Source organism: Streptomyces lothianensis (genome assembly GCF_047779955.1).
Taxonomy (GTDB): domain Bacteria; phylum Actinomycetota; class Actinomycetes; order Streptomycetales; family Streptomycetaceae; genus Streptomyces.
On the sequence record NZ_JBLMKT010000109.1, the window covers coordinates 1 to 1,717 of the forward strand.

The window sequence follows — 1,717 nt, forward strand, 5'->3', positions numbered from 1 at the left end:
CGACCGCGACTTCACCGCCTCCCGGCCCGATCAGCTGTGGGTCGCGGACATGACCCAACGCCGGTAAGTTAGCCGCCCTTTCGGGGGATTGACGTCATACAGGAGCCCCGGCGGGACTGGGTTTCGACCAAGAAGACCGCGTCCCTGCCGAGGCTCCCATGTCTGCTCATCCTGCCACCGTTCCCGCTGCCCGAGTGAGGCTGAAGTCGTCGGGCTCCCGTCATCCTTTGGACGATCTCGGTCTGGGAGCCCTGCCACAGTTGCTTTCCCCCGACGTCGTGGATCAGGTGATTGCCGACTGCGGGCGCCGGGAACGGCGGGTACGTGCGCTGCCGGCCCGTGTGACGTTGTATTTCGTCCTCGCTCTGTGGCTGTGCCCGGCCGCCGGCTATCCCGAAGTGCTGCGGATGCTGTTTCAGCAGCTCAAGGAGCATCTGCGGGCCGGAGCACTGCGGATCCCCTCGACCGCGGCCGCGGTCCAGGCCCGCCGCCGGCTCGGCCCCGCCCCGCTCAGGGACCTGTTTCGGCGTCTGCGCGGCCCTCACGGCGATCCCGACGCTCCGGGGATGTCGGCCTTCGGATGCGACCTGGCGCTGTTGAAGGTGTCGGTGGACGGCACTCGCCTGGACGTGGCCGACACCCCGGCCAACCGGAAGGCGTTCGGCGCCCCGCCGCGCGGGCGCTTCGGCTCCGGCCGCTATCCGCAGATACGAGTGCTCACGCTGATCGCCAGTGGGACGCGGGCGGTGCTGGAGGCGGTGTGGGGGCCGTGGTCGGTCGGCGAATTGCCGCTGCTGGACAAGCTCATGCAGACCGGGGCCGTGCGCCGGGGCATGCTGGTGCTGGCCGACCGGTACTTCACCGGCTTTCCGCAGGTGTCGCAGATCGTCCGCACCGGCGCCCACCTGATCTTCCGTACTCCCTCCCGGCGCAAGCTTCCGGTGTTCGCCGAACTCCCCGACGGCTCCTACCTGTCGGTCCTGCCCGGCCCGGTCTACTCGGTCAAGGGCGACTGGCGCCGCAGTGCCCGCGAACGCGGCCGCCGCCTGGGACTGCGGGCCCGCCAGGAGCAGGGCATCCGGATCCGTGTCATCGAGGCCGAGGTCACCGTCCTCCCCGAGCACGGCGAGCCCCGCACCGAGTCCTACCGGCTGATCACGACCCTGCTCGATCCCGAGCAGGCCCCCGCCGAGCAGATCGCGCGGCTCTACGCGGAACGCTGGGAGGCCGAGATCGCCTTCGCCGACCTCAAGACGTACCTGCGCAGCCATCAGAAGGTCCTGCGCTCGAAGGACCCCCAGGGCGTGGCCCAGGAGCTGTATGCCCTGCTCATCGTCTATCAGCTGGTGCAGATCACCCGTGCCCGGGCGGCGCGGACATACCCGCACGCCGAGGCGCTCGACCCCGACCGCATATCCTTTACCGTCACCCTGCGGGCCCTGGTCCGCACCATCGGCCAGACAGCGCCGCCGGCACGGCTTCTGCACGACGTGCTGAGCGAGATCCACACTCACCCACTCCTGACGCGCCGGCCCCGCGCCAAACCGAGAGAGCGCAAAGGGACTGTCGCCCTGGCCAAGGCGATCACGACTCGCCCGCCGAGCAAGGTCGAATACAAAATCACTACCCGTGCCCGAAAGGGCGGCTAACTTACCGGCGTTGGGACATGACCTATGTCCGCACCTGGTCGGGATGGGCGTATGTGGCGTTCGTCCTC

At 69.2% G+C, this 1,717-nt stretch carries 1 protein-coding gene; it reads left to right on the forward strand.

Annotation, left to right across the window (positions count from 1 at the left end; genetic code table 11):
* Positions 1 to 158: 158 nt before the first annotated feature.
* Positions 159 to 1,649 (forward strand): IS4 family transposase, encoded by a 1,491-nt coding sequence (locus tag ACLF6P_RS29795; protein ID WP_415954532.1) that lies wholly within the window; start codon positions 159 to 161, stop codon positions 1,647 to 1,649.
* Positions 1,650 to 1,717 lie beyond the last annotated feature (68 nt).

Excerpts from the sequence above, each read along its gene's own strand:
- ACLF6P_RS29795 (WP_415954532.1), top strand. The coding sequence starts at position 159 with ATGTCTGCTCATCCTGCCACCGTTCCCGCTGCCCGAGTGAGGCTGAAG.